We start from the raw sequence: 23,974 nt of genomic DNA, 5'->3' as shown, positions 1-23,974 counted from the left end.
CTTATGGCTACGGAAGACGCGGTGCGCGAGGCACTGGCGACGGTGAACGACCCCGAGATCAACCGCCCGATCACCGAACTCGGGATGGTCAAATCGGTGGAGATCGGCGCGGACGGAGCGGTCGCGGTCACCGTGTACCTGACGGTGTCCGGCTGCCCGATGCGCGACACCATCACGCAGCGCGTCACCGAGGCGGTCTCCCGGGTCGAGGGCGTCACCCGCGTCGGCGTCACCCTGGACGTGATGAGCGACGAGCAGCGCAAGGAGCTGGCGACGGCCCTGCGCGGCGGCCAGGCCGAGCGGGAGGTCCCGTTCGCCAAGCCGGGCAGCCTCACCCGGGTCTACGCGGTCGCGTCCGGCAAGGGCGGCGTCGGCAAGTCCTCGGTGACGGTGAACCTGGCCGCGTCGATGGCGGCGGACGGCCTGAAGGTCGGCGTCGTGGACGCGGACATCTACGGCCACAGCGTGCCGCGCATGCTGGGCGCCGACGGCCGCCCCACCCAGGTCGAGAACATGATCATGCCGCCGTCCGCGAACGGCGTGAAGGTCATCTCGATCGGCATGTTCACCCCGGGCAACGCGCCGGTCGTCTGGCGCGGCCCGATGCTGCACCGCGCCCTCCAGCAGTTCCTGGCGGACGTCTACTGGGGCGACCTGGACGTGCTGCTGCTGGACCTGCCGCCCGGCACCGGTGACATCGCGATCTCCGTCGCCCAGCTGGTCCCGAACGCCGAGATCCTGGTCGTGACGACCCCGCAGCAGGCGGCGGCCGAGGTGGCCGAGCGGGCCGGCTCCATCGCCGTGCAGACCCACCAGAAGATCGTCGGCGTGGTCGAGAACATGTCCGGCCTGCCCTGCCCGCACTGCGGCGAGATGGTCGACGTCTTCGGCACGGGCGGCGGCCAGCTGGTCGCCGACGGTCTCACCCGCACCACGGGCGCGTCCGTTCCCGTCCTCGGCAGCATCCCGATCGACGTCCGCCTCCGCGAGGGCGGCGACGAGGGCAAGCCGGTCGTCCTGACCGACCCGGACTCCCCGGCGGGCTCCGCGCTGCGCGCGATCGCCGGCAAGCTGGGCGGGCGGCAGCGGGGGCTGGCGGGGCTGTCGCTGGGGATCACGCCGAAGAACAAGTTCTAGGTCCGCCGCCGCGTTCCGGATCCGCCACGCCGAAGGGGCGCCGTCTTCACGGACGGCGCCCCTTCGCCGTACCCGGCGCGCTCACCTCGTACCCGGCGCGCTCAACGGCTCTCGTGGTCGTCACGGCGCTCGTGGCCGTCCGCGCGCCCGGGGCAGAGGTCGAGCGTGGTGCACAGCATGATCTCCTGCACGGAGCCGCCCGCGGCCCCCGCGTCGCCCGGCTCCTGCCCGGCGTGCGGCACGAACCGCCACTGCGACGCTTTGGCGTGCCGCGTCCCGTCCGCCTTCTCGACGTGGGCGTGCAGTGTGCGGGCCACGGGGTCGTTCGTCTCCACCAGCACTTCACCGGCGCGCAGCGGGAAGTGGTCGTGCAGCAGGCAGAGTCCGAACCGGTCCAGATTCCCGTGCCTGGCCAGCACCGCCACCAGATCCTCGACGAACTCGGCGTCCTGGGGCCCCAGTCCTTCGGCCTCCTCGAACCGGGGAAGCGGAGTGCGCGGGACGCCCGTTTCGGTGTCGGTCATGGGTCCTCCGTCAATCGGCTGACGGTCACCGGGCTTCCATTGTCGGACGCCCGACCAGCCCCCGCAAATGCCGCCGGCACGCCCAAGCAGGTGGGTGAGGGCGGTCCGCCGTGTGTCCACGCATGACATGTACAACGCTTTGTCTACATTCGCCGGGACAGGGAGAGGTGGCGGCCCTATGGCGATGACTCGGTGGTGGCGGCTGCTGCTGCCGCTCCTGGCGCTGGCGGCCTGGGCCGGGGGGTGCGGTCCGGCCCAGGCACGGCAGCGCGATGCCGGTACCGGCTGCATGGCGGACGGCCTCAGGGGAAGCACCGTCAGCGCCACCCTGCGGCTGGAGCAGCACAAGCGCTCGACTCCCCTGCTCACGTCCGACATGACGGTACGGGTGCCCCGACAGTGGCCGCACGCCAGGCATCTGACGTTCGGTGAGGAGTCCCCGCAATACCGCCAGGCGATGCGGTGCCTGCTGCTCGGGGACGAGGCCCCCGGGGGCCGCAGCGAATGGCGCCACCACGACCCGGTGGTGACCGCCACCGACGCCGAGGTCACGGTGCACTACGTCGCCTACAACTGGATCACTTCGGAAAACCCCGTCCTCGTGGGCCCCTGGCAGGTCATCCCCACGGGACGGACGTGGATGATCTACCTGTGGCCGCCGACGCTCCAGACCGCCCGCTGGGAGCGGATCGAGGTCGATCTGGGCGGCCTCAGCTTCAACGACCTCGTGGAACACGCGTCGTTCTCCACCGGGAGCCACCTCGTGTGGGAGGACAAGCTGCCCGAAGAGGTACAGGTGGAGGTCGATCCACCCTGGCAGCGCCTGCTGCCGATGGAGCTCGGTCAGTCGCTCTGGGCCACCGCGGGCATCGCCTCGTGGTGGGTGTGCGCCTCGATCCTGATCGCCGTGGCCGCACTGCGTGCCGGGCCCGCCGAGCAAGCCACCGGGCCCGGCGCGGCACGGCGGCCGGCACCGGAGGAGGAGGACCGGCCGTCCACGGCGGACGCCCCGGACACCGGCTCCGGACAGGACGTCAGTTTCACGCGCACGCTGCTGGAGTGGGCCGGTCTGAGCGCGGGGGTCGCTCTGGCACTGCTCCTGTTCGTCCCCCAGGGCCGGTTCTCCCCCCGGTCGCACGCCCTTCTGTGCATCCCCGCGGGCGTGGCCCTCGTCTTCGCCGCCCGCCCGTGGAGCCCGGGCGCGTCACAGACCCCGGCGGGCGCCGGCCCGGACGCGCCGGCCCGGCCGGCGGAGAGCCGGCACCGTCAGGCGCTCGCCGTCATGGCGACCACGTGTGCGGTGGCGGGCACCGGCCTGCTGGTGATCCTGGCCCACGATGTCTTCGGGCTTCCCGGGAGCCTGGCGGCGAGGACGACGACCGCCTTCGGCCGCTTCGGGCTCGCCCTGCTGGGACTGGTGACCGTGTGGTTGTGGCTGGCCGCGATGGCCGCCTGGGCCTGGCGCTTCGTGCGCGAAGGAGGACTGCTGCGCGGGCGACGCTGGACCAGGTGCTGGGACGACGACCCGGTCCGGTGCGTGGCCGTGGCCGGAAGCGTGCTGGCCGGCGTCGCCGTGGCCCTCCTGGCGTGCGCCTGGTGGGTGAACGAACGGCGCTGGGCACGCGTCAACTGGCTCGTCGAGCAGCCCGACCCCGCTGCTCACAACGCGGCCCTGAGCCAGATGTTCGCCAACTTCTTCTACACCGACCTGAGATGGCTCTACGCCTACAGCTGGGTGCTGACAGGGATCGCCCTGCTGGCTCTGCTGCGCTTTCGCAGCAGACCGCCCGGGGCACCCGGCCGCCGGGGACACGAGCGGTTCCCGCTGGGGCCGAGCAGGCCGGATCTCCTGCTGACCGTCTCGCTGTTCGCCTTCTTCGTCGGCGTCCGGGCCGCGCGGTTCGCGGGCGCCGGCGCGCTGTACGGCGTCTGGCTGGGCCTGAACATCCTCGCCCTGTACGCCCTTCTCGCCCTGGGGCGGCGGTGGTCCGTGCTGAGCCGGATGGGGGAGCACTGGCGCGGGGAGCGGCTGGGCGGCGAGCAGGACAGGAACGAACTGCTGGAGAAGGCCCGGCAGTACCGCACCGCGAACCACCAGATGCACCTGCTGGACCAGGGTCACGCCGGCCAGGTGACCTGCGAGCAGTTGGAGGAGAAACTGAACGAGCTGCACCAGTGGGTGGTCACCGCGTACGAGGGGGACGACCCACCGGAGCAGATCTCGGTGCTGGACCTCGCGCTGGCCTGGGGACCTGAAGGGCACTGGTGGTCCAACGCGGTTCGCGCGGCGCGTCTGGCGTTCTGGTTCGGGACGCCGGCCACCGCGCTGCTCGTCTACTACGAGGCGCAGGACGCCTACGCCCGGCAGCAGGCCCTGTACTCCCCCATCGGCCTCCCGGAGTTCATCGCGGACCTGGTCCTCTACCAGCTGGGGTGGGCGGTCGCCGGCTTCACGCTGGGGGCGCTGTGGCGCCTGCTGCCCGGGCACCGCAGCCAGGGGCGGGCCTGGCTCCTCACGGCCGCCTACGGCTTCCCGGCGGTGCTGGCCGCCGCGCTCATCCACCTCATGGACACCGATCCCCGCCAGCTGCTCCTGTACGCCGCGCTGCTCCTCGCCGTCCTGACGCTCACCAGCGTCTGGATGGACCTGGCGACGTTCCGGAGGGAGCGGAAGTACTGGCCCAGCGGTTTCGCCCTGCTGGTCTCCATCCACCAGCTACGCGGCTTGTCCGTGGGGGTCACCTGGATCCTGGCCCAGTTCGTGGCCATCGTGACGATCTTCAAGAGCCTGACCCGCTGAACGCACGGGCCGGCCCGGGCGGCGGCACACCCGGGCCCGGCCCGTCAGGCGTAGGCCGCGATGTCCTTGATCACCGAGAAGCCGAGGCCGTACGCGCTCATCCCCCGGCCGTACGCGCCCAGGTGGACCCCGGCCTCCGTGGTGCCGGCCAGGACCCAGCCGTACTCGGACTCCCGGTAGTGGAACGAGGCGGACACGCCGTCGACGGGCAGGGAGAGCCGGGACCACTCCGGGCCCTCCAGGTCGTCGGCCAGGGCCCACGCCGTCTCCGTCTGCTGGTCCAGCCAGTCGTCCCGCAGGCTGTGGTCCATCTGCCCGGGCCAGGTGAACGACAGCAGCCCCACCCCGGCCAGCCACGCCGCCGAGGACACCGAGGTCGCCTCCAGCAGTCCCGTGCCGTCGGCGCTCCGCCGGGACGGCTGTGCGGCGACGGTGACCACGACCGCGAACTTCTCCCGGGGCTCGCCGGCGGAACCGGTCTCGCCCCGCACCGAGGGCTCGTCGCCGTGCCCGATCGAGCCGTGCTCGACCGCGCCGTCGGCGGCCGTACCGACCTGCATCAGCCAGCGCGGCCCCGTGAAGGCCTCGTCGAGCCCGTACCACGGGAAGGGCGCCCGCAGGTAACCGTCGACCGTACGCCCACCGGAGGGGAGCTGCTGTCCGCCCTCCCCGGCCGGCACCTGCGCGCCCACCCGACTCGTCGTCTCCATCTGCCCGGACGCCTCCTCGCTCTCGTCGGACCGGGGTGGCCCGCCCCCCATTCGGGCGTACGCGTCCGGTCCGCACAACAACTCGGCAGCATATCCACACCGCCGAAGGCAGCAGGGCAGGCGCTGACGCGTGGGTCGCGCGTACGGCCTGTTCAGGTCGTGTGCGACGGACGTGCGCTATGAAACGCGTCACGTGCGCGGCGTACGGACGCGCGCGTGTCGGCGGGCGGGAGCGCCGGCGGACGCGGCTACGTGGCGTCCGCGTCGAAGGGCGGGCGCTCGTCGTCCCCGGGCGTCTCGGGCTTCTTGGTCATGTCCACGCGTCCGCCGGAGGACGGCGAGGGCGTGGCGGACGACGACGTGGAGGACGAACCGTCGCGGCCGTGGACCGCGTCCGTGACCTCCGCCATCTCCTTCTTCAGGTCGAAGCCGTTGCGGATCTCCTTGAGCCCCAGCTCGTCGTTGTCCAGCTGTTTGCGGATGAACGTCTTGGGGTTCAGATCCTCGAACTCGAAGTCCTTGAACTCGGGACCCAGTTCGGAACGGATGTCCTGCTTGGCGCTCTCCGAGAACTCGCGGATCTTCCGGATCGTGCGCATCACGTCCTGGATGACCTTCGGGAGCTTGTCCGGACCGAAGACGAGCACGGCGAGCACGATGATCGTCACCAGCTCCAGTGGTCCTATGTCATTGAACACCTGACGCTCCTTGCGATGTCCTCGGTCGCTCAACGGTACCCGGCGTTCCTGTCCGACCGGTACCGTCCCAAGGTGAGACTTCTGTCAGTTCTGCTCCGACTCGCCCAGCACGAGTGACACCTCCCGCTCGCCGCCGTCCCGCTCGACCGTCAGCCGCAGCCGGTCCCCCGGCCGGTGGGCGCGGATCTTGACGATCAGTTCCTCACCGGTGTGGACGCGCTCACCGCCGACCGCGGTGATGACGTCGCCCGCCTCGAGCCCGGCCCGCTCGCCGGGGCCGCCCCGGGTGACGGCGGGACCGCCGTTCGCGCTCTTGCTGTCGACACGGGCGCCGTCGCCGGTGTAGCCCATGTCGAGGGTGACGCCGATGACGGGGTGCGTGGCGCGGCCGTCGTCGATCAGTTCCTCGGCGACGCGTTTGGCCTGGTTGACGGGTATGGCGAAGCCGAGGCCGATGGACCCGGCCTGGCCGCCCTCGGCCTCGGAGCCGCTGCCGGCGGAGCGGATGGCTGAGTTGATGCCGATGACCTGGGCCCGGGAGTCGAGCAGCGGACCGCCGGAGTTGCCCGGGTTGATGGGGGCGTCGGTCTGCAGCGCGTCGACGTACGACACATCGCTGCCGTCGCTCTTCTCCCCGCCGGCGGTGATCGGCCGCTCCTTGGCGCTGATGATCCCGGAGGTGACCGTGTTGGCGAGGTCGAAGGGGGCGCCGATGGCGACGACCGGGTCGCCGACCTGGACGTCGTCGGAGTTGCCGAGGGGCAGCGGGGTGAGCCCGTGCACGCCGCGCACCTGGACCACGGCGAGGTCGTAGCCGCTGTCCCGGCCGACGACCCTGGCCTTGACGGTGTCGCCGCTGCTGAACGTCACGGATATCTCGCCGCCCGTCCCGGCGGGCTCGACCACGTGGTTGTTGGTGAGGATGTGCCCCTGGGCGTCGAGGACGAAGCCCGTGCCGGTGCCCGCCTCGTCGGCCCCTCGGACGTGCAGCGTGACCACGCTGGGCAGGGCGCGGGCCGCGATCCCGGCCACGCTGTCCGGCGCCCGCCCGGCCGGCACGCTCCCGGCCTGCGGCAGCCGTACGCCGTCGCCGAGGCCCTCGCGCTGGACATAGGCGCCGGCGACTCCGCCGACGCCCGCGGAGACCAGGGCGACGACCAGGGTCCACGCGAACAGCAGGCGCCGCGCGCTCCTCTTGCGCCGCTGCTCCGTCGGCACGGGCTCACCGGTCTGCTTAAGCGGCCCCCGGGCGAGCGCCTGCTCCGTGGCGGAACCGGCGGCCCAGGGGTCGTACCGGCTCCAGGGGTCGGCCCCCTGCGCGGCGGTGCCGGGAGGGACGGGGGCGGTGGGGGCCGGTGCGGGGGCCGGTGCGGGGGCGGCCAGGTGCGGCCCGGTCGCCACGGGCGTGGGTGCGGACACGGCCGTTCCGTGCGCCGGGGTGGCCGCCGGATGCTGCACCGGCGGTGCGGGCGCCCAGGGGCCGGGCCGGCCGTACGGCGGGGTGCCGTACGGGTCGGGGTCGTGCAGCGGCCTGGGCCGCTCGGAGGGAGCCGCCCAGGAGGTGTCCCCGGCCGTTACGGCGTCGCCACCGACGCCTCCCCGGACGGCTCCCTCCGTGCCGGGGCCGTGGGTCCGCTCTCCGTCCGCGGCCGCCGGTGACCGCGTCGGGCCGGCCAGTTCGAAGTCGCCGTCGGACCCGGTGGCTTCCGGTACGGCGCCCCCGGGCGCCCCGGTCCGGCCGGCCGGTGCCGGCTCCGCCGCTCCCTCCGGTCCGTTCACCGGCGGGACACGGTTCCCCTCGTTCATGCTCTCCCCACGGCTGGGCCGCGACCGCGCGCTGCCGCGGCCTTGGAACGTCGTCCACCGCCCCCGGGTCATCGCCGCGGGAGCGGTCTCTCAGGATTCAACCAGGTTCGCGGGCCGGGGCGCAGTGGCCGGTCAGGGGGACTGGTGGGGCACGGCGGGAGCGGGAGCGGGGGCGGTGGGGGCGGGGGTGGTGTCGGGGACGGGGGCGGACAGCGGGCCGGAGCCGGTGACCGCGGGGGCGGTGGGCCAGTCGGCGAGCGGCAGGGGCACGGTCTCGTCGAGCTTGCGTATCAGCGGGGAGACGGCGGCCACACCGGCCAGCATCGGCGCGGTGACGGGGCGCACCCGCTCGGTCCGGTCCTGCCCGGCGGCCGGGGCCGGCCCTCCGGGGAGCAGCGGCGCGGACAGGGTGGTCGGCGCCGCGGGGGCCGGCGCGAGCAGCGCGCCGGCCTGGCCGAGCAGCGGTCCCACCTGGCGCCGGCGCTGGGTGTCCGGGGTGGCCGCGCCGCCGCCCGCGCCGGTGCCGGCCGGGCGGGCCGGGGTCACGTTGCTGCCGGCGCCGGTGCCGCCGCGGGCGTCCGTGGTCAGGTCGCCGGGGAGGGAGGTGGTCACGCCGCCGAGGGCGACCGCGGCCAGCGACACCGCGCCGGCGGCGGCGAACGCGAACCGCAGTCCGCGCCAGGCGGAGCGGCCGTCGTCGGCGCGGCCGACGGGGTGGATGCGGAAGCCCCGGTCCTCGGGCGCCGCCACGCGGTCCGCGCGGGCCGGGAGGAAGCCGGGAGCGCGGGCGGGGACGTAGCCGAACGAGAGGCGCTCGCCGCGGCTCACGCCGAACGGCCCGGGGTCGTCGGACGCTCCGGCGGCGGTGCCGCCGCCGAGGAGTCCGCCCCCGGGTGACGGCGTCCCGCCGCCGTCCGGGTCACCTCCCCCGGGAAGGCCCTGGAGGCGGGCCAGGAAGCTCGCCGAGGGCGGGGGCGGGGCCGCCTCCGCGAACACGTTCTTCAGCGCGCGCTGGGCGTCCGCCTCCGCCTTGCACCGGGCGCAGGTCGCCAGGTGCGCGAGGACGCGCTCACGCGTCTCATGACCGAGCTCTCCGTCCACGAGGGCGGAGAGCCGGTCTCCCAGGTGCTGCTCTGCGAGGCGCGCCTCCTCGACAGGTTTCGGCCGAGATCCACTCACGCGGTCGCGCCCCCTCCCCCCAGAGCGGGGACACGGGGGGTCAGGAAGGAGCGCCGCTCGGCCGCGCGGGCCTCCGGCGAGCGGTGCGCGAGGGCCTTGCGGAGCTGGGAGCGGCCGCGGTGGATGCGGGAGCGGACCGTGCCGAGCTTCACGCCGAGGGTCGCGGCGATCTCCTCGTACGACAGGCCCTCGATGTCGCACAGGACGACGGCCGCGCGGAACTCGGGCGCGAGGGTGTCGAGGGCCTGCTGGACGTCGGCGTCGAAGTGGGCGTCGTTGAAGAGCTGCTGCGGGGTGGGCTCCCGGCTGGCCAGGCGGTCGGCGGCGTCCTCGCCGAGGGCGTCGAAGCGGATGCGCTGCTTGCGCCGGACCATGTCCAGGAAGAGGTTCGTGGTGATGCGGTGCAGCCAGCCCTCGAAGGTGCCCGGCGAGTACGTCGACAGGGAGCGGAAGACCCGGACGAAGACCTCCTGGGTGAGGTCCTCGGCGTCGTGCTGGTTGCCCGTCAGGCGGTAGGCGAGTCGGTAGACCCGGCCGCTGTGTGTGCTGACGATCTCCTCCCACGCGGGCGGAGTCCACGCCTGCGCGTCCGCGTCGGTGGCGAAGGTCGCGGTCTGGGTCTCGCCCGTGGCGAGGCCGGCGGCGTGGCTGTCGGCAGCGGTGTCGGTCACGGATTTCGGCCTGCCCGCCGACCCGAGGAAGCGCCGCAGCACTCCACCCCGGTCCCCGGGCGCAGCCGCACCTCCCCTGTCGGCTCTGGTGGTGTCCAGTGGAGCCCCTACCATAGCCACCTCGCCCGTTAGCTCCGGATAAGCGGTTTTACGAGAATTTGATACACGCTGATACGGCTCATGCGGCTGCGTCAGCAGTTGCTCGGCGTCCTGTCCCACCTCTCGCCCCCCGTCGCGTCCCCGGTCACCGGCTCATCCTTCTAAACGCCCGGTCCCATCTGCGGGTTCCCGACGCCAACGGATACAGTCACGCCCAGGCAACCACGGGGACAGGAGAGGGTCATTACCGGCAACCGGCAGACGAGCTGGGCGTTCGCCGACGCCTTTGTCGCCGAGGACGAAGCGCTGCGCTGGGCCCGCGACCGGGCCCGCGAGGCAGGGCTGCGCTCGGTGTCGCCCAGCACGGGCGCCGCGCTGCGACTGCTCGCCGCCTCCGTGGACGCGAAGGCGGTCGCGGAGATCGGCACGGGCTGCGGGGTCTCCGGCATCCATCTGCTGCACGGGATGCGGCCCGACGGGGTGCTCACCACGGTGGACCCGGAGCCGGAGCACCAGCAGTTCGCCCGGCAGGCCTTCCGCGTCTGCGGCTTCGCCAGCAACCGGGCCCGGTTCATCCCCGGCCGCGCGCTGGACGTGCTCCCGCGCCTCGCCGACGCCGGCTACGACCTCGTCTTCTGCGACGGGGACCGCCTGGAGTACCCGGACTACCTCGCTGAATCGTTGCGTCTGCTGCGGCCGGGCGGGCTGGTGGTGTTCGAGGGCGTGTTCGCCAACGGCCGTACGGTCGACTCCGGGCCGCAGCCCACCGAGGTGCTGCGGCTGCGCGAGCTGCTGCGCACCGTGCGGGAGAGCCAGGAACTGGTCCCCTCGCTGCTGCCGGTGGGCGACGGCCTGCTGTGCGCCGTCAAGCGCTGAGGCCGCGGCGGGGTGCGGGAACGCGGCTGCCCCGGCACCGCGTACGATGCCGGGGCAGCCGGAAGGACTGATCGCTGGGGCGTCAGACGACGACCTTCTTCAGGGCGTCGCCGAGCGCCTCGGCCTCGTCAGGGGTCAGCTCGACGACGAGTCGACCGCCGCCTTCGAGCGGAACGCGCATGACGATGCCCCGCCCCTCCTTGGTCACCTCGAGCGGGCCATCACCCGTCCGCGGCTTCATGGCCGCCATGCTCGTTCCCCTTCCTGAAACCAGCTCATCGTCTGCCGACGGCCCCACGGGGCACCCGCCATCCGGAACGGACACGCGACACCGGCATCGAACACATTGCTTCCAGGCCATTATCCCGCATCGCAGGACCCGATGACCAACATCAGTCGGCATCGCTTGGGCAACGCGCGCGAGCAAAACCACCCAATTCGGCGATGTGGCTGCGATACTGCGCCCCCGCACGAAGATCCGCCGACGGCTTCCGCTCCGGTTTTCTTTGACGCAGGTCACACGACCGGTCCGGCCCCCGGACGGCGATCTCCGCCATGCTGTCCTCAGACATGGACGTACTGAGCGGTACGTCACCCGCCGCGAAGCAGAGGGGATGCGCCATGGCCGACACCGTGCTCTACGAGGTCAGCGACGGACTCGCGACGATCACGCTGAACCGCCCGGAGGCGATGAACGCGCTGAACATCGCGACCAAGGCCGCCCTCCGGGAGGCGGCGGAAACGGCGGCCGGGGACACGGCCGTGCGGGCGATCCTGCTGACCGCCGCCGGGGACCGGGCGTTCTGCGTGGGCCAGGACCTCAAGGAGCACATCGGGCTGCTGGCCAGTGACCGGGAGACCGGGGCCGGGCAGACGATGACCACGGTCAGGGAGCACTACAACCCGATCGTGCGGGCGCTCGCCGGAGCGCCGAAGCCGGTGGTCGCGGCGGTGAACGGCGTGGCGGCGGGGGCCGGATTCGGCTTCGCGCTCGCCGCGGACTACCGGCTGGCGGCCGACAGCGCCTCCTTCAACACGTCGTTCGCCGGTGTGGCCCTCACCGCCGACTCCGGGATCTCCTGGACGCTGCCCCGGGTGATCGGCCCGAGCCGCGCCGCCGACCTGCTGCTCTTCCCGCGCAGCATCAGCGCGCAGGACGCGCTGGAGCTGGGGATCGCCAACCGGGTCGTCCCCTCCGCCGAGCTGCGCGCGGAGGCCGGGAAGGTGGCGCGGGCGCTGGCCTCGGGGCCGACGGTGGCGTACGCGGCGCTCAAGGAGGCGGTGGCCTTCGGGCTGACCCACTCCCTCGCCGAGACGCTGGAGAAGGAGGACGAGCTCCAGACCCGGGCGGGGCGGTCCGAGGATCACGCCATCGCCGTCCAGGCGTTCGTGAACAAGGAGAAGCCGAAGTACCTGGGACGGTGACTCAGCGGGCGCTCCTGGCCACGCACGTCTCCAGGTGGTCGTCGACCAGGCCGCACGCCTGCATCAGCGCGTACGCCGTCGTCGGGCCCACGAATCTGAGCCCCCGCTTCTTCAGGGCCTTGGAGAGCGCCGTCGACTCCGCGGTCACCGCCGGGACGTCGGCGAGGGTCTTCGGGGCCGGGCGGGTGGCCGGGTCGGGGGCGTGGGACCAGATCAGCTCGTCCAGTTCGCCCGTCGGCCAGTCGGCGAGGACGCGGGCGTTGGCGAGGGTGGCGTCGATCTTGGCCCGGTTGCGGATGATGCCGGGGTCGGCGAGCAGGCGGTCGCGGTCGGTCTCGGTGAAGGCGGCGACCTTCTCGATGCGGAAGCCGGCGAAGGCCGCGCGGAAGCCCGGGCGGCGGCGCAGGATCGTGATCCAGGACAGGCCCGACTGGAAGGCCTCCAGGCTGAGCCGCTCGAACAGGGCGTCGTCGCCGTGGACCGGGCGGCCCCACTCCTCGTCGTGGTACGCCACGTAGTCGACGGTGGACAGGGCCCAGGGGCAGCGCAGGGCGCCGTCCGGCCCGGGAACGGCCGCTTGGCTGGTCATCGCTGCTCCTCCGGGCCCTCGCTCCGCTCCGGCTGTGCGGGGTGCGCGTGCGCCGCTGCGGCTCTCGCGCCGGCCAGCGCGGACTCCAGGTCGGCGATGCGGGCGTCCCGCTCCGCCAGTTCCGCGGCGAGCCGGCCGAGCGCGTCGTCGACGTCGGCCATGCGGTAGCCGCGCGGGGCGAGGGGGAAGCGCAGGCCCTCCACGTCCGCGCGGCCCACCGGGCGGTCCGCGGGGAGGGGGTCCTGGAGCCGCTCGGGCGCCACCTCGGGCAGCGGGGCGCTCTCCCCGCCGCCCACCACGGCCAGGGTCACCGCGGCGACCACGACGGCCAGCGCGACGACCAGGAACAAGAACATCACCATCGCCGTAGGGTCCCCACGCTCGTTCACCGGACGCTGTGCCGGAAGCCGAAACTGTCAGGGTCCGATCGTGCCATGCGAGTCTGACAGTTAGGGTCGCAGGCGGCCGTACTGCGGAACGTACTAGGAGAGGTCACAGCGGATGCTCAGGCTGGGCAGGCGGGAATTCGGGCCGCACGAGCCGGTGATCATGGCGATCGTGAACCGGACGCCGGACTCCTTCTACGACCGGGGAGCCACCTTCCGCGACGAGCCGGCCCTCGCACGTGTGGAGCAGGCGGTGGCCGAGGGCGCCGCGATCATCGACATCGGCGGGGTCAAGGCCGGGCCCGGCGAAGAGGTCACGGCGCAGGAGGAGGCGCGCCGGACGGTCGGTTTCGTCGCGGAGGTGCGGCGGCGCTTCCCCGAGGTGGTCATCAGCGTGGACACCTGGCGGGCGGAGGTCGGCGAGGCCGTGTGCGAGGCCGGCGCGGACCTGCTGAACGACGCGTGGGGCGGGGTCGACCCGGGCCTCGCGGAGGTCGCGGCCCGCTACGGGGTGGGGCTGGTGTGCACGCACGCCGGGGGCGCGCAGCCGCGTACGCGTCCGCACCGGGTGACGTACGACGACGTCATGGCCGACATCCTGGACGTGACCGTGGGACTGGCGGAGCGGGCGGTCGCGCTCGGGGTGCCGCGCGAGTCGGTGCTGATCGATCCCGGGCACGACTTCGGGAAGAACACCCGGCACAGCCTGGAGGCGACGCGGCGGCTGGACGAGATGGTGGCCACGGGGTGGCCGGTGCTGGTGTCGCTGTCCAACAAGGACTTCGTCGGGGAGACGCTGGACCGGCCGGTGAAGGAACGGCTGATCGGCACGCTGGCGACGACCGCCGTCTCCGCGTGGCTGGGGGCGCAGGTGTACCGGGTGCACGAGGTGGCCGAGACCCGTCAGGTGCTGGACATGGTGGCGTCCATCGCCGGCCACCGGGTCCCCGCCGTGGCGCGCCGGGGCCTGGCCTGACCGGCGGGAGGCCGGCCTGACCGGCCGGGGGGCCGAGGCGGGCGGACGCTCCCCTCGGCCCCCCGGTGCCGGCGCTCAGCGGGCCGCCTCCTTGGAGACCAGGGACACCGCCTCGTCCACCTCGTCCGTCACGTGGAACAGCAGGAGGTCCTGCTGCGACGCCTTGCCCTGGGCCACCAGTGTGTTCTTCAGCCAGTCCACCAGGCCGCCCCAGTACGCGCTGCCGAACAGGACGATCGGGAACCGGGTGACCTTCTGGGTCTGGACCAGCGTCAGCGCCTCGAAGAGTTCGTCGAGGGTGCCGAGGCCGCCGGGGAGGACCACGAAGCCCTGCGCGTACTTCACGAACATCATCTTGCGGACGAAGAAGTAGCGGAAGTTCAGGCCGATGTCGACATAGGGGTTGAGCCCCTGCTCGAAGGGAAGCTCGATGCCGAGGCCGACCGAGACGCCGCCCGCCTCGCACGCCCCCTTGTTGGCCGCCTCCATCGCTCCCGGGCCACCGCCCGTGATGACCGCCCAGCCGGCCTGCACCAGCCCCCGCCCGAGCCGCACGCCCGCGTCGTACTCCGCCGAGTCCACCGGGGTCCGCGCCGAGCCGAACACGCTGATGGCGGGCGGGAGTTCGGCGAGCGTGCCGAAGCCCTCGATGAACTCCGACTGGATCCGCAGCACCCGCCAGGGGTCGGTGTGGACCCAGTCCGTGGGGGCGCGCTCGTCCAGCAGCCGCTGGTCGGTGGTGCTGGCCGTCACCTGGCCCCGCCGTCGGAGGACCGGTCCCAGCCGCTGCTCGTCCGGCGGCTGCTTCTTCCCCTCGGGATTGCCGGTAGGCATGTGCGCTCCCTCCGCTTGCCGGTAGTTCGACCTCAGACTAGATCTACGCGGGTTACGGCGGGGGGACCCGGGCGTGTCCGGCGTGCGGTGGCGCGTCCCGGGCGGGCTACGCGGTGAGCCAGTTCCGCAGCCGTTCCTCGCCCGCGAGGATCTTCGCGGTCTCCACCCGCTCGTCCCGCTTGTGCGCCAGGTGCGGGTTGCCGGGGCCGTAGTTGACCGCGGGGATGCCGAGCGCGGAGAAGCGGGACACGTCCGTCCAGCCGTACTTGGGCCGCGGGGTGCCGCCCACCGCCTCGATGAAGGCGGCGGCGGCCGGCTGGGAGAGGCCGGGCAGCGCGCCGGGGCTGTGGTCGTCCACCACGAACTCCTCCACCCCGCAGTCCGCGAACACCTCGTGGACGTGCGCGACGGCCTCCTCCTCGGTGCGGTCGGGGGCGTACCGGAAGTTGACCGTGACCACGCACTCGTCCGGGATGACGTTCCCGGCCACTCCCCCGCTGATGCCCACCGCGTTCAGGCCCTCGCGGTACTCCAGCCCGTCGATGACCGGCCGGCGCGGCTCGTAGGAGGCCAGCCGGGCCAGCACGGGGGCCGCCGCGTGGATGGCGTTGGAGCCCATCCAGCCGCGCGCCGAGTGGGCCCGCTCGCCCTTGGTCCTCAGCAGCATCCGCAGCGTGCCCTGGCAGCCGCCCTCCACCTCGCCGTCGGAGGGCTCCAGCAGGACCGCGAAGTCGCCCGCCAGCCACTCCGGGTGGGCCTCGGCGACGTGCTTCAGGCCGTTGAGGTCGGCGGCGACCTCCTCGTTGTCGTAGAAGACGAAGGTCAGGTCGCGGTTGGGGGCGGGGACGGTGGCCGCGATGCGCAGCTGCACCGCCACGCCCGACTTCATGTCGCAGGTGCCGCAGCCCCACAGCACCCCGTCCGCGTCGAGCCGCGAGGGCACGTTGTCCGCGATCGGCACGGTGTCGATGTGCCCGGCGAGGATGACGCGCTCGGCGCGGCCCAGGTCCGTCCGGGCGATCACGTTGTTGCCGTAGCGGTCCACCGTCAGGTGCGGCAGGGCGCGCAGCGCGGCCTCGACGGCGTCCGCGAGCGGCTTCTCGGTGCCGCTCTCGGAGGGGAAGTCCACGAGCCGCGCGGTGAGCGCGGCGGCGTCCAGCGTGAGGTCAAGCGAGGTGTCGGCCATGGTCACGACCCTAGCGCGCCGCCCGCCGGGGCCCGGGGCGCGCGGGACGGCACGGTCCCGCGGACCCCGCGTGAGGGGCCCGGGGGGCTCCAGTACCTTGTACGCGTGTCAGAGCCGTCCCCCACCCGTCCCAAGCGCCGCGGGCGCCTCTTCCGTTACGCCGCGGCCCTGTTGGTCCTGTGCGGTGTCGCCGCGTACCTCGTGGTGCAGTACGTCACCGGAGGCGGCGGTGCGCGCGGCTGCGCGGTGGTCTCGGCCTCGGGCGACGGGCAGTCGTACGAGTTCACGCCCGAGCAGGCGGCGAACGCGGCGACGATCGCCGCCGTCGGCACCGGGCGCGGGATGCCCGAGCGGGCCGTGACGATCGCGCTGGCGACCGCCATCCAGGAGTCGGGGCTGCGCAACATCGAACACGGCGACCGGGACTCGCTGGGCCTGTTCCAGCAGCGGCCCTCGCAGGGCTGGGGCACCGAGCGGCAGATCATGGACCCGGCCTACGCGGCGGGCATCTTCTACGCGCACCTGGCCAGGGTGCCGGACTACACCGGCCTGCCGCTGACGGTGGCCGCGCAGCGGGTGCAGCGCAGCGGCTACCCGGAGGCGTACGCCAAGCACGAGCAGGACGCCACGCTGCTGGCGGCGGCCCTGACCGGGCGGGCGGCGGCCACCCTGACCTGCGACGGACGCCCGCGGCGCACGGCCTCGGCGACCGGTCCGGACGCGGTGCGGGCCGCGCTGGTACGGGACTTCGGGCGGGACGCGCTCCAGGAGACCGGCGCGGTGGTGGGCGGGACGCCCGTGCCGTCGCCGTCCCCGTCGCCGAGCGTGACCGCGACCGCGCGCGGGCGGACGGTGACGGTTCCGGTGCCGGAGGGGGCGAGGACGGACGCCACCGGGCGCGGCGAGCGGGAGCGGGGCTGGCAGCTGGCGCAGTGGGCGGTCGCCAACTCCTCGGCGCTGCACATCGAGCGGGTGGCGTACGCGGGCCGGGTGTGGACCGCGGGGAGCGACAGCGACGAGTGGCGGACGGCCGCGCCGGACGGGGCCGGGGGCGCGGAGGGCTCCGCGGGGACGTCCGGGGAGACCTCCGTGGGCGCGGTGCGGATCGTGGCCGGACAGTAGTACGGGCGATCACTCCGGCGGGTTGTGCGGCGCCGGGGCGCACGACGGTGCGGGCGGGTGGCGCACCCGTCCCGGAAACCCCTGGGAATCAAGGGCGGGAAGGATTCTGCACGATCTCCGGCGGACGGTGTTTGCCCGTTTTTATCCACACCTGATAATGCGACGCGTTATCCATTCTTTACCGGGGGCGTCCGCAACCTTCGCGGGCTTCGAGCGGTAGTCACGGCGTCCGAGCCGCAGACGGGCTCGGACACCGACACCGTTCTCTCCCGTCGAATGGAGCATCATGTCCCTCCCCCTGACCCGCCGGATCGCCCGTGCCGCGCTGCTCGTCGCAGCGGGAGCGGCCGCCGGGGTCGGTGCGGCCGGCTCCGCCGGAGCGGCCACGAATCTGCCGGCGGCCACCCCGAACCTGGGCGGTCTGACCGCCCTGGACGGCGCGCACGTCGGCAACACCGTCGACGGTGCCGCGCAGAGCGTCACCTCGGTCGCGGGCCACACGGGCGGCAAGGCGGTCGAGCAGGCGGTGCCGGCCGCGGGCAAGACCGGCGGCGGCGCCGTGAAGAAGGCGGCTCCGGCGGCGCAGAAGGCCGCGGGCGACGCGGCCGGGACGGCGGGCGGTGTCCTGGGCGACGCGGCCTCCGGTGCGACGAAGGGCGGGCTGCCGACGGACTCCCTCACCAAGGGCGGGCTGCCGACGTCGTCCCTGCCGACGTCCTCCCTGCCGACCAAGGGTCTGCCGCTGGGCGGCTGAGCGCCGGGCTGTGCACGCCGACGGGGTCCGGGTCTCCCCTCCCGGGCCCCGTCCGCTCGTGCACCGGCACGACGCCGGGACGGCGGACCGGCGGGCTAGGCGGTCAGGCGGGCCACCGCCGCCCGCACGCGTTCGTCCGTCGCGGTGAAGGCCACGCGGACGTGATCGCGGCCCGCCTCGCCGTAGAAGTCGCCCGGGGCCACCAGGATGCCCCGGTCGGCCAGGCGGGCGACCGTGGTCCAGCAGGACTCGTCGCGGGTGGCCCAGAGGTAGAGGCTCGCCTCGCTGTGCTCGATGCGGAAGCCGTCGGCGAGGAGCGCCTCGCGGAGGGCCTCGCGGCGGGCGGCGTAGCGCTCGCGCTGCTCGTGCACGTGGACGTCGTCGCCGAGCGCGGCCACGACCGCCGCCTGCGTCGGCGCGGAGGTCATCATGCCGCCGTGCTTGCGGATCTCCAGCAGCGGGCCCAGGACGGCCGGGTCACCGGCGGCGAAGGCCGCGCGGTAGCCCGCCAGGTTGGAGCGCTTGGAGAGGGAGTGGACGGCGACGATGCCGTCGTAGGTGCCGCCGTTGACGTCCGGGTGCAGGACCGAGACCGGGTCGGCCTCCCAGCCCAGCTCCAGGTAGCACTCGTCGGAGAAGACGAGGACGCCGTGGGCGCGGGCCCAGGCGACGATGTCCGTCAGCTCCTGCCGGGAGAGGACCTTGCCCGTGGGGTTGGACGGCGAGTTCAGCCAGAGCAGCTTCAGGCCGGCCGGGTCCAGGTCGCGCGGGTCGTCGTAGACCTCGTACGCGGCGCGCGCCAGGCGGGCGCCGACCTCGTACGTGGGGTAGGCCAGGCGCGGGTAGGCGACCTTGTCGCCGGGGCCGAGGCCGAGCTGGGTCGGCAGCCAGGCCACCAGCTCCTTGGAGCCGACGACCGGCAGGACGTGCCGGTGGGTGATCCCCCGGGCGCCCAGGCGGCGCTCCAGCCAGCCGGTGATCGCGTCGCGCAGGGCGGGGGTGCCCCAGACGGTCGGGTAGCCCGGGGAGTCGGCCGCGTCGATCAGGGCCTTCTGGACCAGCTCGGGAACCGGGTCGACCGGGGTGCCGACGGAGAGGTCGACGATGCCGTCCGGATGGGCCGCGGCCGTCTTCTTGTACGGCTCCAGCTTGTCCCAGGGGAAGGTGGGGAGCCGGTCGGAGACTGCGGACACGGGAATCAGGCTCACTTTCGTACGGTGCGGCAAACGCCTCGGTCCCGTGCGGCGGTGATCAGGGTGATCGGGCCGTACGGGACCGAGGCGGCGCGGTATGGCGGCCGCTTGGCGCTCAGACGGTCACTCGCCCTGCGGCGGCAGTGCGGCGACGAAGGGGTGGTCGCGCTCGATCAGCCCCAGCTTGCTGGCGCCGCCGGGCGAGCCGAGCTCGTCGAAGAACTCGACGTTCGCCTTGTAGTAGTCCTTCCACTCCTCGGGGACGTCGTCCTCGTAGAAGATCGCCTCGACCGGGCAGACCGGCTCACAGGCACCACAGTCGACGCATTCGTCCGGGTGGATGTACAAGGACCGCTGGCCCTCGTAGATGCAGTCGACCGGGCACTCCTCGATGCACGCCTTGTCCTTGACGTCGACACAAGGCTGCGCGATGACGTAGGTCACGCTGTCGTTCCTCCTCGATAGGGCGCTGGCGGGCCTCCTCAGGCTCCGCCGCCTGGCGCGCGGGAGCGCGGCGTCGTCGATGCCCGCCCCTAGTATCTCCGTTCCGGAGCACGATCCGAACAGGAGGGGTGAACTCACCGGTGGAAATCTCGGCGAAAGGACGCCTGGAGGTCCGAATCACCCCTGCTGACGTGGGGAAACGGGTCTCTGTACGGCAGTTGGGCGAACCCGGCGGCGGACCGGAGAAGTTCACTGACACGGTGGGTGTTCTCACATCATGGGACGGTGGCGTGCTCATGATCACACGCCGGAACGGCGAACGGGTCCGGATTCCGCAATCCGCGCTGGTCGCCGGGAAGGTCGTGCCCGCAGCCCCGGCGCGGCGCAGGGGGCCCGCCGCCACGTACCCGGAACTCGCGCGGATCTCCTCCCGGGCGTGGCGGCCGGTGGAGAGCGAGCGGCTGGGCGAGTGGGAGCTGCGGGCGGCCGGCGGGTTCACGCGGCGCGCCAACAGCGTGCTGCCGATGGGGGACCCCGGGCTCCCTCTCGACGCGGCCCTGGCGGCCGTACGGCGCTGGTACGGCGCGCGGGGCCTGCCCGCGTACGTGCAGACCGCGACCGGCGCCGAGGGCGCGCAGGAGATGCTGTGCGCGGAGCTGGAGCGGCGCGGCTGGGTGCGGGAGGTGACGGCCGAGCTGTGGACCGGGGCCCTGGCGCCGGTCGCGGACCGGGCCGGGGGCGCGGGGGTGGTGCTGTCCCGGGCGGCGGACGAGGCGTGGCTCGCGCGGTACCAACGCAAGGGGGTGGGCGAGGTGGCCCTGCGGGTGCTCGGTTCCGGCCCGTCGGTGTGGTTCGCCTCCGTGCCCGGCGCCGGGGAGGGCGAGCCCCCGGCGGCGATCGGGCGGTGTGTCGTGGACGGGCGGTGGGCCGGGTTCGCCGCCGTCGAGGTGGACCCCGGCCGGCGGCGGCAGGGGCTGGCCACCGAGGTCATGGCCGCGCTGGCCCGGCGCGCGCTGGAGGAGGGCGCCTCGGCGGCCTGGCTCCAGGTGGAGACGGACAACGACTCCGCCCGAGCCCTCTACCGCGCCCTCGGCTTCACCCCCCACCACGCCTACCACCACTACCGGGCCCCCGAGGCGCAGAGCCCGCCGCAGCAGCCCCCCGCCACCGCCGACCGGCCGTCCCCGGGGGACGCGCCGCAGGGGCGGTCCCTGGCCCAGGGCGCCTCCGGGGCGGGGTCTCTGCCGCAGGACGCCTCCCACACCGGGTCCCTGGCTCAGGGCGCCCCCGAGACCGGGTCCCCAGATCAGGACACCCCCGAGGCCGGACCCCTGCCGCAGGGCGCCTCCCAGACCGGATCCCTGGCTCAGGGCGCCCCCGGGGCCGGGTCCCTGGCTCAGGGCGCCCCCGGAACCGGACCCTCGCCTCACGGCACCCCCGAGACCGAGTCCCTGCCGCAGGACACCCCCCAGACCGGATCTCTGGCCCAGGGCGCCTCCGGGGCCGGATCCCTGCCGCAGGGCGTCTCAGGGACGGCGTCTCTGCCGCAGGACGCCTCCCACACCGGGTCCCTGGCTCAGGGCGCCCCCGGAACCGGACCCTCGCCTCACGGCACCCCCGAGACCGAGTCACTGCCGCAGGGCACCGGCCCCCTGCCCCAGGACACCCCCGCCACCCGCCCCCTGCCCGAGAACGCCCCCGTGACCCCGGGTCCGGGCCGGTGACGTGGGCGGTGTCCGCCGGCGGCGGGGCGACGTGCGCAGGGGTCCGACTCGGCCGAGAGGCCACCGGATCCGGCCCCGTGGCCCCCCGGTGTCCCGGGCGTCGCGGGCGTCCCGGTCCGGGCGGCCGTAGAACTCCTCGTGGAAGGGCATGAGGCTGCCATGAGCCATCCGTATCTGCCGCCCCCGTATCCGCCCCCCGAGGACCGCTCCGCCGAGCTGCGGCGGCGGTTCGCCGAGGAGGCCCGGTCCGAGCGGCCGGACCTGTCGGCGCTGTGCCTGCTGATCGGCGCGGAGACGGACGGCTCGCTGGACGAGGCCGGCCTGGACGCCGCGCAGGCGGAGCTGGACCGGCTGGCGGGCGAGCTGCCGTACCGGCCGGGCGGGCCGCGGGCGTGGGCGGAGGCCGTACGGGGGCTGCTCGGCACCCGCCACGGGTTCCACGGGACGCCGGGCGACTACCAGCGGCTGGAGTCCTCACTGCTGCACGAGGTGCTGCGGCGGCGGCGCGGGCTGCCGATCCTGCTGTCGGTGGTGTGGCTGGAGGTCGCGCGCCGGGCGGGCGCCCCGGTGTACGGGGTCGCGCTGCCGGGGCACTTCGTGGTCGGGTTCGGGGCGGCGGCGGAGCAGGTGCTGGCCGATCCGTTCGACGGTGGCCGGCTGCTCACCGGGACGGACGCCGAGCTGCTGGTCGTGGGGGCCACGGGCACGCCGCCGGACCCCTCGATGCTGCGACCTGCGCCGCCCCTGGAGGTCGTCCAGCGCGTCCTGAACAACATCCGGGCGTGGGCGGCGGCCCGGCCGGAGCGGTCGGACGTCGCGCTGCGGGCCGTCGAGCTGGCGCTGCTCATCCCCTCGCACCCGGCGCGGCTGCGCTACGAGCGCGGGCAACTGCTGGTGCAGCGCGGCGAGTTCACCGCGGGCGCCGAGGAGTTGCAGCACTACGCCGACCTGATCGAGGTGGTGGACGAGTCCGCGGCCCGCAAGGTCCGGCAGGAGGCGCGCACGGCGAGGGCCAAACTCAACTGAGCCGGTCGCTCAGAGCCATCCCTTGTCCCGGGCTATCCGTACCGCCTCCGCCCTGTTGCGCGCGGCCAGTTTCTGGATGGCGGTCGACAGGTAGTTGCGGACCGTCCCCTGGGACAGGTGGAGGGCCCGGGCGAGTTCGGCGTTGGTGGAGCCGTCGGCCGCCGCGCGGAGCACCTCGCGTTCGCGTTCGGTGAGCGGGTTGGCGCCCTCGGCGAGCGCGGCGGCGGCCAGGGTGGGATCGATGACCCGCTCCCCGGCCAGCACCTTGCGGATCGCCTCGGCGAGCTGCGCGGCCGGGGCGTCCTTGACGAGGAAGGCGTCGGCGCCGGCCTCCATGGCGCTGCGCAGGTAGCCGGGGCGCCCGAAGGTGGTGAGGACGACCAGCCTGACCCGCGGATGCTCCCGGCGCACCCGGGCCGCGGCCTCGATGCCGGTGCAGCCGGGCATCTCGATGTCGAGCAGCGCGACGTCCACGTCGTGCGCGCCGACGGCCGCGAGCACCTCGTCACCGCGCGCCACCTGGGCGACGACCTCGATGTCGTCCTCCAGGCCGAGCAGCGCGGCCAGCGCCTCGCGGACCATCGACTGGTCCTCGGCGAGGAGGACCTTGATCATGCTCGTCATGCCCCGGATCCTACGTCCGCCCCGGCGGACGCGGGCACGCGCGCGACGAGCCGGAACCCGCGCCCGGCCCGCCCTGCCTCCAGAGCGCCGCCGGCCTTCTCCAGGCGCTCGGTCAGCCCGGTCAGCCCGTTGCCGGGCCCCTTCCCGGAGCCCCCGCTCCCGCTGTCCTCGACGGACAGTTCGAGCACCGGTCCGTCCAGGGTCTGGCGGCGCAGCAGCCGTACGGCGCAACGGTCGGCGCCGCTGTGCCGGACCACGTTGGTGACCGCCTCGCGCAGCGCCCAGGCCAGCGCGGACTCGGCCTCCTCGGGCACGCCGGCGAGGTCGGGTTCGGCGGGCACCTCGGCGACGACCCCGGCGGCCGTCAGGGCGACCTGGGCGCCGGCGAGTTCGGCGGCGAGCCGGGGCCGCCGGTAGCCGGTGACGGCCTCCCGGACGTCCACCAGGGCCTGCCGGCTGACCTGCTCGATGTCGGCGACCTGCTGGGCCGCCTTGTCGGGGTGGCCGGGCAGCATCCGGCCGGCCAGCTCGCTCTTGAGCGTGATCAGTGACAGGGAGTGGCCGAGCAGGTCGTGCAGGTCGCGGGCGAGGCGGAGCCGCTCCTCGTTGGCGGCGAGCTGGGCGACGGTGGCCCGCGCCTTGCGCAACTCGATCGTGGTGCGCACCAGTTGCCCGACGCCGACCATCGCGAAACCGATGAGCACGACGAGGAGCAGCAGGCCACGGGCCTCCTTCTCGTTCGAGTGCAGCCCGACCAGGTACATCAGCGCGGCCGTCGCCGGGATCGCCCAGTACGACGCCCGGACCGGCAGGGTGGCCCCGCAGGCCACCGACAGGTAGACGAAGAGGCCGAGCCAGGCGCTGCCGAGGGTGCAGGCGAGGACGGGGGCCAGGACGGCCAGGACCACGAGGAGGCCGACGACGGTCCGGGGCGCGAAGGACCGGCCCATGTTGCGGAAGACCAGCGCCAGGTAGATCCCGACGAACGCGGCCAGGCCGAGGGAACCGGCCAGGGTGGCGCGCGCGGTGTGGCCGCCGTTGACCAGGTCGTCGACCGGTGAGCTGAGGAAGACCAGCCACACGCCGATCCACAGCACCTTGGTCAGCACGTCCCGCCGGGTGCGGGGGAGCTGGCCCAGCCGCACGTGGTGTTCCGGCCGCTTCTCGTTGGTCAGGGGGTCTTCCGTCATC

The 23,974-nt window shown here is 73.8% G+C and carries 23 protein-coding genes and 1 pseudogene; 9 read left to right on the top strand and 15 right to left on the bottom strand.

Annotated features, from left to right (window positions below):
- The first annotated feature begins 3 nt into the window (after nt 1-3).
- Complete coding sequence (locus tag ACZ5DC_RS26715) at nt 4-1,137, top strand: Mrp/NBP35 family ATP-binding protein (protein WP_468656793.1); 1,134 nt, start codon at nt 4-6, stop codon at nt 1,135-1,137.
- Between the two features lie 101 nt (nt 1,138-1,238).
- Here ACZ5DC_RS26715 and ACZ5DC_RS26710 read toward each other — a convergent pair whose 3' ends face one another.
- Nucleotides 1,239-1,661, bottom strand: a complete 423-nt coding sequence (locus ACZ5DC_RS26710) for a hypothetical protein (protein WP_468656791.1) — start codon at nt 1,659-1,661, stop codon at nt 1,239-1,241.
- 178 nt (nt 1,662-1,839) lie between these two features.
- Between ACZ5DC_RS26710 and ACZ5DC_RS26705 the strand changes: the two genes are divergently transcribed.
- Nucleotides 1,840-4,461 (top strand): DUF6185 family protein, encoded by a 2,622-nt coding sequence (locus ACZ5DC_RS26705; RefSeq protein WP_468656789.1) that lies wholly within the window; start codon nt 1,840-1,842, stop codon nt 4,459-4,461.
- A 44-nt stretch (nt 4,462-4,505) separates the two neighbouring features.
- Here ACZ5DC_RS26705 and ACZ5DC_RS26700 read toward each other — a convergent pair whose 3' ends face one another.
- The 5 genes from ACZ5DC_RS26700 to sigE form a co-directional block, all read right to left on the bottom strand.
- Nucleotides 4,506-5,171, bottom strand: coding sequence for a hypothetical protein (locus ACZ5DC_RS26700; protein ID WP_468656787.1), 666 nt, complete (start codon nt 5,169-5,171; stop codon nt 4,506-4,508).
- A gap of 248 nt (nt 5,172-5,419) precedes the next feature.
- Complete coding sequence (locus ACZ5DC_RS26695; protein WP_468656785.1) at nt 5,420-5,869, bottom strand: sec-independent translocase; 450 nt, start codon at nt 5,867-5,869, stop codon at nt 5,420-5,422.
- Between the two features lie 84 nt (nt 5,870-5,953).
- Nucleotides 5,954-7,675, bottom strand: coding sequence for a S1C family serine protease (locus ACZ5DC_RS26690; RefSeq protein ID WP_468656783.1), 1,722 nt, complete (start codon nt 7,673-7,675; stop codon nt 5,954-5,956).
- Between the two features lie 132 nt (nt 7,676-7,807).
- Nucleotides 7,808-8,854, bottom strand: coding sequence for a zf-HC2 domain-containing protein (locus ACZ5DC_RS26685; protein ID WP_468656781.1), 1,047 nt, complete (start codon nt 8,852-8,854; stop codon nt 7,808-7,810).
- Entirely contained in the window at nt 8,851-9,567 is a 717-nt protein-coding gene (gene sigE / locus ACZ5DC_RS26680) for an RNA polymerase sigma factor SigE (protein ID WP_366752065.1), read from the bottom strand. The genes ACZ5DC_RS26685 and sigE overlap by 4 nt, the downstream gene beginning before the upstream one ends.
- Nucleotides 9,568-9,801: 234 nt before the next feature.
- On the opposite strand from sigE, the gene ACZ5DC_RS26675 reads away from it, so the two are divergent.
- Nucleotides 9,802-10,500 (top strand): O-methyltransferase, encoded by a 699-nt coding sequence (locus ACZ5DC_RS26675; protein WP_078611812.1) that lies wholly within the window; start codon nt 9,802-9,804, stop codon nt 10,498-10,500.
- An 82-nt stretch (nt 10,501-10,582) separates the two neighbouring features.
- Here ACZ5DC_RS26675 and ACZ5DC_RS26670 read toward each other — a convergent pair whose 3' ends face one another.
- Nucleotides 10,583-10,750: a DUF3117 domain-containing protein gene (locus ACZ5DC_RS26670; protein WP_018544333.1), complete on the bottom strand. Its 168-nt coding sequence runs from the start codon at nt 10,748-10,750 to the stop codon at nt 10,583-10,585.
- Between the two features lie 371 nt (nt 10,751-11,121).
- On the opposite strand from ACZ5DC_RS26670, the gene chcB reads away from it, so the two are divergent.
- Nucleotides 11,122-11,925, top strand: a complete 804-nt coding sequence (gene chcB, locus ACZ5DC_RS26665) for a 2-cyclohexenylcarbonyl CoA isomerase (RefSeq protein WP_468656779.1) — start codon at nt 11,122-11,124, stop codon at nt 11,923-11,925.
- Nucleotide 11,926: 1 nt separating this feature from the next.
- Here chcB and ACZ5DC_RS26660 read toward each other — a convergent pair whose 3' ends face one another.
- Complete coding sequence (locus ACZ5DC_RS26660; RefSeq protein ID WP_468656777.1) at nt 11,927-12,514, bottom strand: DNA-3-methyladenine glycosylase I; 588 nt, start codon at nt 12,512-12,514, stop codon at nt 11,927-11,929.
- Complete coding sequence (locus ACZ5DC_RS26655) at nt 12,511-12,876, bottom strand: DivIVA domain-containing protein (protein ID WP_468656775.1); 366 nt, start codon at nt 12,874-12,876, stop codon at nt 12,511-12,513. Before ACZ5DC_RS26655 ends, ACZ5DC_RS26660 begins: the two co-directional genes overlap by 4 nt.
- A gap of 139 nt (nt 12,877-13,015) precedes the next feature.
- On the opposite strand from ACZ5DC_RS26655, the gene folP reads away from it, so the two are divergent.
- The gene (gene folP, locus ACZ5DC_RS26650; protein ID WP_468656773.1) at nt 13,016-13,876 is read left to right on the top strand and encodes a dihydropteroate synthase; all 861 of its coding nucleotides are present in this window, start codon (nt 13,016-13,018) and stop codon (nt 13,874-13,876) included.
- A 75-nt stretch (nt 13,877-13,951) separates the two neighbouring features.
- Here folP and ACZ5DC_RS26645 read toward each other — a convergent pair whose 3' ends face one another.
- Both ACZ5DC_RS26645 and dapE read right to left on the bottom strand, forming a co-directional pair.
- Complete coding sequence (locus ACZ5DC_RS26645; RefSeq protein ID WP_366752070.1) at nt 13,952-14,710, bottom strand: LOG family protein; 759 nt, start codon at nt 14,708-14,710, stop codon at nt 13,952-13,954.
- 106 nt (nt 14,711-14,816) lie between these two features.
- The gene (gene dapE, locus ACZ5DC_RS26640; RefSeq protein ID WP_468656771.1) at nt 14,817-15,896 is read right to left on the bottom strand and encodes a succinyl-diaminopimelate desuccinylase; all 1,080 of its coding nucleotides are present in this window, start codon (nt 15,894-15,896) and stop codon (nt 14,817-14,819) included.
- Nucleotides 15,897-16,001: 105 nt separating this feature from the next.
- On the opposite strand from dapE, the gene ACZ5DC_RS26635 reads away from it, so the two are divergent.
- Both ACZ5DC_RS26635 and ACZ5DC_RS26630 read left to right on the top strand, forming a co-directional pair.
- The gene (locus tag ACZ5DC_RS26635) at nt 16,002-17,018 is read left to right on the top strand and encodes a VldE C-terminal domain-containing protein (protein WP_468656769.1); all 1,017 of its coding nucleotides are present in this window, start codon (nt 16,002-16,004) and stop codon (nt 17,016-17,018) included.
- 286 nt (nt 17,019-17,304) lie between these two features.
- Nucleotides 17,305-17,772 (top strand): ATP-binding protein, encoded by a 468-nt coding sequence (locus tag ACZ5DC_RS26630; RefSeq protein ID WP_468656767.1) that lies wholly within the window; start codon nt 17,305-17,307, stop codon nt 17,770-17,772.
- A 95-nt stretch (nt 17,773-17,867) separates the two neighbouring features.
- Here ACZ5DC_RS26630 and ACZ5DC_RS26625 read toward each other — a convergent pair whose 3' ends face one another.
- Together ACZ5DC_RS26625 and fdxA are read right to left on the bottom strand one after the other, a co-directional pair.
- Nucleotides 17,868-18,965 (bottom strand): bifunctional succinyldiaminopimelate transaminase/glutamate-prephenate aminotransferase, encoded by a 1,098-nt coding sequence (locus ACZ5DC_RS26625; protein WP_468656765.1) that lies wholly within the window; start codon nt 18,963-18,965, stop codon nt 17,868-17,870.
- A gap of 123 nt (nt 18,966-19,088) precedes the next feature.
- A complete protein-coding gene (gene fdxA / locus ACZ5DC_RS26620) occupies nt 19,089-19,409 on the bottom strand; it encodes a ferredoxin (RefSeq protein WP_014674796.1) in 321 nt (106 codons plus the stop codon).
- 140 nt (nt 19,410-19,549) lie between these two features.
- Here fdxA and ACZ5DC_RS26615 point away from each other — a divergent pair.
- Nucleotides 19,550-20,548: pseudogene (locus ACZ5DC_RS26615) on the top strand (GNAT family N-acetyltransferase); the annotation flags it as partial.
- 744 nt (nt 20,549-21,292) lie between these two features.
- On the top strand, nt 21,293-22,159 hold the full coding sequence (locus tag ACZ5DC_RS26610; protein ID WP_468656763.1) for a transglutaminase family protein: 867 nt from the start codon (nt 21,293-21,295) through the stop codon (nt 22,157-22,159).
- Nucleotides 22,160-22,168: 9 nt separating this feature from the next.
- Here ACZ5DC_RS26610 and ACZ5DC_RS26605 read toward each other — a convergent pair whose 3' ends face one another.
- Together ACZ5DC_RS26605 and ACZ5DC_RS26600 are read right to left on the bottom strand one after the other, a co-directional pair.
- Nucleotides 22,169-22,783: a response regulator gene (locus tag ACZ5DC_RS26605; protein ID WP_468656761.1), complete on the bottom strand. Its 615-nt coding sequence runs from the start codon at nt 22,781-22,783 to the stop codon at nt 22,169-22,171.
- Nucleotides 22,780-23,973, bottom strand: a complete 1,194-nt coding sequence (locus tag ACZ5DC_RS26600; protein ID WP_468656759.1) for a sensor histidine kinase — start codon at nt 23,971-23,973, stop codon at nt 22,780-22,782. The genes ACZ5DC_RS26605 and ACZ5DC_RS26600 overlap by 4 nt, the downstream gene beginning before the upstream one ends.
- Between the last annotated feature and the right edge of the window lies 1 nt (nt 23,974).

The sequence above is a fragment of the Streptomyces sp. NPDC031445 genome (genome assembly GCF_055581365.1).
Note: the sequence above shows the minus strand (reverse complement) of the source record. Positions and strands in the feature narration are given on the sequence as shown.

Coding starts and splice junctions, on each gene's coding strand:
- ACZ5DC_RS26715 (WP_468656793.1), top strand. CDS start 4: ATGGCTACGGAAGACGCGGTGCGCGAGGCACTGGCGACGGTGAACGAC.
- ACZ5DC_RS26710 (WP_468656791.1), bottom strand. CDS start 1,661: ATGACCGACACCGAAACGGGCGTCCCGCGCACTCCGCTTCCCCGGTTC.
- ACZ5DC_RS26705 (WP_468656789.1), top strand. CDS start 1,840: ATGGCGATGACTCGGTGGTGGCGGCTGCTGCTGCCGCTCCTGGCGCTG.
- ACZ5DC_RS26700 (WP_468656787.1), bottom strand. CDS start 5,171: ATGGAGACGACGAGTCGGGTGGGCGCGCAGGTGCCGGCCGGGGAGGGC.
- ACZ5DC_RS26690 (WP_468656783.1), bottom strand. CDS start 7,675: ATGAACGAGGGGAACCGTGTCCCGCCGGTGAACGGACCGGAGGGAGCG.
- ACZ5DC_RS26670 (WP_018544333.1), bottom strand. CDS start 10,750: ATGGCGGCCATGAAGCCGCGGACGGGTGATGGCCCGCTCGAGGTGACC.
- chcB (WP_468656779.1), top strand. CDS start 11,122: ATGGCCGACACCGTGCTCTACGAGGTCAGCGACGGACTCGCGACGATC.
- ACZ5DC_RS26660 (WP_468656777.1), bottom strand. CDS start 12,514: ATGACCAGCCAAGCGGCCGTTCCCGGGCCGGACGGCGCCCTGCGCTGC.
- ACZ5DC_RS26655 (WP_468656775.1), bottom strand. CDS start 12,876: ATGGTGATGTTCTTGTTCCTGGTCGTCGCGCTGGCCGTCGTGGTCGCC.
- folP (WP_468656773.1), top strand. CDS start 13,016: ATGCTCAGGCTGGGCAGGCGGGAATTCGGGCCGCACGAGCCGGTGATC.
- ACZ5DC_RS26645 (WP_366752070.1), bottom strand. CDS start 14,710: ATGCCTACCGGCAATCCCGAGGGGAAGAAGCAGCCGCCGGACGAGCAG.
- dapE (WP_468656771.1), bottom strand. CDS start 15,896: ATGGCCGACACCTCGCTTGACCTCACGCTGGACGCCGCCGCGCTCACC.
- ACZ5DC_RS26630 (WP_468656767.1), top strand. CDS start 17,305: ATGTCCCTCCCCCTGACCCGCCGGATCGCCCGTGCCGCGCTGCTCGTC.
- ACZ5DC_RS26610 (WP_468656763.1), top strand. CDS start 21,293: ATGAGCCATCCGTATCTGCCGCCCCCGTATCCGCCCCCCGAGGACCGC.
- ACZ5DC_RS26605 (WP_468656761.1), bottom strand. CDS start 22,783: ATGACGAGCATGATCAAGGTCCTCCTCGCCGAGGACCAGTCGATGGTC.
- ACZ5DC_RS26600 (WP_468656759.1), bottom strand. CDS start 23,973: ATGACGGAAGACCCCCTGACCAACGAGAAGCGGCCGGAACACCACGTG.